This is a genomic window from uncultured Sulfitobacter sp. (assembly GCF_947497275.1).
Lineage (GTDB): Bacteria > Pseudomonadota > Alphaproteobacteria > Rhodobacterales > Rhodobacteraceae > Sulfitobacter.
The window spans coordinates 1-3,395 of record NZ_CANMFS010000032.1; the positions used below are offsets into that span (position 1 = coordinate 1).

Annotated in this window: 3 protein-coding genes and 1 pseudogene; 1 reads left to right on the forward strand and 3 read right to left on the reverse strand. The window is 52.9% G+C overall.

Translation table 11 applies throughout. The features are described from left to right. Positions 1 to 39: 39 nt before the first annotated feature. Complete coding sequence (locus tag Q1A06_RS20740) at positions 40 to 321, reverse strand: DUF6471 domain-containing protein (protein WP_299568016.1); 282 nt, start codon at positions 319 to 321, stop codon at positions 40 to 42. Positions 322 to 418: 97 nt separating this feature from the next. Between Q1A06_RS20740 and Q1A06_RS20745 the strand changes: the two are divergent. Beyond that, positions 419 to 1,383: pseudogene (locus Q1A06_RS20745) on the forward strand (IS1595 family transposase). On the opposite strand, the gene Q1A06_RS20750 reads toward Q1A06_RS20745, so the two are convergent. Both Q1A06_RS20750 and Q1A06_RS20755 read right to left on the reverse strand, forming a co-directional pair. After that, positions 1,384 to 2,406 carry a hypothetical protein gene (locus Q1A06_RS20750; protein ID WP_299568017.1) on the reverse strand — a complete coding sequence of 341 codons (1,023 nt, stop codon included), beginning with the start codon at positions 2,404 to 2,406 and terminating at the stop codon, positions 1,384 to 1,386. A 461-nt stretch (positions 2,407 to 2,867) separates the two neighbouring features. Further along, positions 2,868 to 3,326, reverse strand: coding sequence for a hypothetical protein (locus Q1A06_RS20755; protein WP_299568018.1), 459 nt, complete (start codon positions 3,324 to 3,326; stop codon positions 2,868 to 2,870). Positions 3,327 to 3,395: the final 69 nt, after the last annotated feature.

Consider the following 3,395-nt stretch of genomic DNA (forward strand, 5'->3'; position numbering starts at 1 on the left):
CGGTATTATGGAGCAAACTCACCAAATAAGGTTAGATATTCATTCTACCTTTATTTCAAGGTCCAACGCCGCAAGGCATTGAAGCAAGAACGCAGAACTAAACCCGCCACGGCTTATCTTGTTCGCCACACCGCCAGAACTCATATCGACACCTATGTCGGCAAGACGGGCAGTTAGCTGGTCTACGGTCACACCTTTGGTTCGCATAGCGTCACGCACCATTTCGCGGGCCTTGTCTGTGTATTCTACATTTACCGGACTATCTTTGCGGGCAACGGGCTTTGGTGGTGCAGATCGCTGCACCTTATCAATCGTATTCATGGATCACCTTTTTTGGAATAACCATATTCGGTGAATATATGTGTTGACGGGGATTCTGTCCACTGCCATAAGTAACTCACCAAATATGGTGAGTATCATGTCGCAACACTTCCTCTTGTCGCCCGCAGCCAAAACACTTTCACTTGTGAAGGTCATGCGCATGTCACACGACGAAGCCCGCGATGCTTTCCGCAATATCCGCTTTGCTGACACCGATGGCGCACATATTGCCCAGAGTGCGGCTGCTGTGAAGCCTACGACCTCAAGACACGCCAAGTTTATAAGTGCAAAGGTTGCTCAAAGCAGTACAGCCTGACCTCCGGCACGATCTTTGCAAGCCGTAAGCTGGCAATCCGCGACATTCTGGCGGCAATCGCGATCTTTATAAACGGCGCGAAGGGCTACAGCGCATTGCAGTTGTCCCGCGATCTGTCGGTTGACTACAAAACGGCTTTTGTTCTGCTGCACAAGGTCCGTGAAAGCATAGAGATTGCCCGCAGCGAAGGCGCATTGTCCGGCTCCGTCGAAGTGGATGGCGCTTATTTTGGCGGTTATGTTAAGCCCGCCAATGAAAAGAAGGACCGCAAGGACCGTCGCAAGAAAATCCACCAATCAGGCAAGCGTAAGTCCGTAATTGTTATGCGTGAGCGCGGTGGGCGCACACTCACGTATGTCACACGCACCGAAGCCGAAGGCGTTGCGCTGGTCGCAGCAAACGTAGAACATGGCTCAACCGTCCACGCTGACGAAGCGGGACACTGGGACAAGCTGGCTGCATACTTCCCAATAAAGCGCATCAACCACCAAGAGGCGTATTCAAAGGACGGTGCCTGCACCAACCAAGCGGAAAGCTTCTTTAGCCGCTTGCGTCGTGCAGAAGTTGGCACACACCACCATATCGCAGGCAAGTATCTGGGCGCATACGCGGCTGAAATGGCATGGCGTGAAGACGTGAACCGTCAGGCTAATGGCCACCAGTTCGCCATGGTGATCGGCGCTGTGACTGCCCCTGTGTCGCGTCAGTGGAAAGGTTACTGGCAGCGCGGCAAGCAAGCCGTATAATCAATCCTCAAGGGCGAGTTTCTGCGCCTCAAGGACGCGGATCATCTTTTCAATTTCCCTTGGCCCAATTTCACCCTCACCTTTGAAGTTGATTGTAACCAATTTGTCCGAACCAACTTTGGCCCGAAACCACTCAGAGAACCCCTCCACGAGAGGCGTTTCGCTTGGCCTCGCCATGGGCGGAATTGGTGGAGCCGAAATAGACGCCGCAGGGCTTTCGATTGTAACTTCATTCATCGGGATACCTGTTTCGCTGCCCTCAACGGCCAGCCACGCCCCATCATCAGAGACCCAGCGCACCGCCTTAGGTGTTTCAAATTGAAGCACGCCCCCGCTCTCCCACTGGATTTTGTCACCAACGGCTGCCCCACCAAACTCAACGCTTGATGTGGTTGACGATGGCGCAACGACGTCACTCTTTCCATGACTTTCGCTGTCTCCGAATGACTGAATGTAGACCATCGTGTTAATGAAGGCTTTTGCGGCAGGTCCAACGGCAGAAGGGTTGAAACCCTCCCTATTCAGAAAAGTTACGACGCCCTCCATTGGGGGAACGTCGATGTCCTCGAAGCGACCTTTAATCTCTTGAAACAGCTTGGGTTCCAGCGCGGCTTCTCGGAGATGCCTTATTTTTTCGTCTGCGCTATCTGGGTGCAGGATAGATCGTGCTCGCCCTGTTACTCGCATCATTCCCTTACCAGCCCGTTCGACCAGTCCAAAGGATGCTAGCGCAGCCAACGCTTTATTGGCTGGGCCGCTGCCCGAAGCGTAGCCAATTAGCTTCGCAGCATCAATTCTGTCTACTGACGAACCTCGATACTGGGTTTCGATTTTTTCAACCGCCTCAACTGCGTCATTTAGTGAGAGGCTAGGGTATGCGGGGCTTCGAATCGGCTTGGTGTTCATGATGTCCTCTTGCGCTACTGAAACCACCATTGCTCTGTTACTCAGTAATTGCAAGCGCCACGGCTTTTCACTGTTGCAATGGCCGTGGTGATAGGTATTGTCCCTCATCATGGGCATTGGGATTCGTCCTGCACTAAATGTGCCCCAAGAAATGGAGGTTACGAAGATGAGTCAGATATAAAGTTGCCCACATGAAAGACGTTCGCGCGTTTTCCATGTGGGGCTTGAATAAGGGCTGAGGCGAAAGCCTCGGTCCTCCCAATTTGAACAGACCGTAGTCAGCCAAACAACAACTGACAAATGATTCATTTGGGTCGTTTCGTCAAGCCTGACGTTCGGTCGATAGCATCATGAGGTTTATCGATGCACGACTTGAAGGTGACGCCCGCCATGGCGTCTGTAATCAAACTGGCACGCTCCCAACGTATCCCGTATTCGTGGATCACGGGTTATTACACTGGTCTCAACTTTGGCCGGATCGCTGACGTCATGAAGGGACGCTTGCATCCCAAAGTGCCGCCAGCGCCAGCACTCCCAACCGACTTCCCTAAGTCGGTTTAACAGCGGATTAGGGCGGCTCACTGGCCGCCCTTTTTCAATGCCCAAAGCTTGCAAGCCCCATCCATGCCAGCCTCGAAGACCAGCCCATCCTTTTTGATAGTGTTTATGGAAATGCCGATACGCTTCCGCAGCAAGCGCAAAGTGTCCGCATCGCCCTCTATCATCTGATCTATCACCCAAGCGTCCGCGATCTGGCGTGCTGACAGGGGGCCAGAGGCTTCCCTTAGCTGTGCCAGGATAAAGCGCTTTAGGTGGCCCTTGGGCGCTGTGTGACGCGGTATAAACCCATCGTGGTAGGTGGTCGGCGGTTTGGCATTCGGATCAAACAAAGCAACGCAGGCGTCAATATGCTTGATGCTTGTCCGCACCCGCTCCGCCTCTGCCGTGATCTTACCAAGCAGCCTTGTCAGTTCTTTCCGCTTGGCGTTCAGGCCTGAAACGGTGTTGGGGCGCTCGTATTCTACAGTGTTTTCCATGCCCCCTTATGGCTAACCATATCAGATTAGTCTATAACCTTATTTGGTGAGTTTGCTCCATAATGCCGG

Coding starts and splice junctions, on each gene's coding strand:
- Q1A06_RS20750 (WP_299568017.1), bottom strand. CDS start 2,406: ATGCCCATGATGAGGGACAATACCTATCACCACGGCCATTGCAACAGT.
- Q1A06_RS20740 (WP_299568016.1), bottom strand. CDS start 321: ATGAATACGATTGATAAGGTGCAGCGATCTGCACCACCAAAGCCCGTT.
- Q1A06_RS20755 (WP_299568018.1), bottom strand. CDS start 3,326: ATGGAAAACACTGTAGAATACGAGCGCCCCAACACCGTTTCAGGCCTG.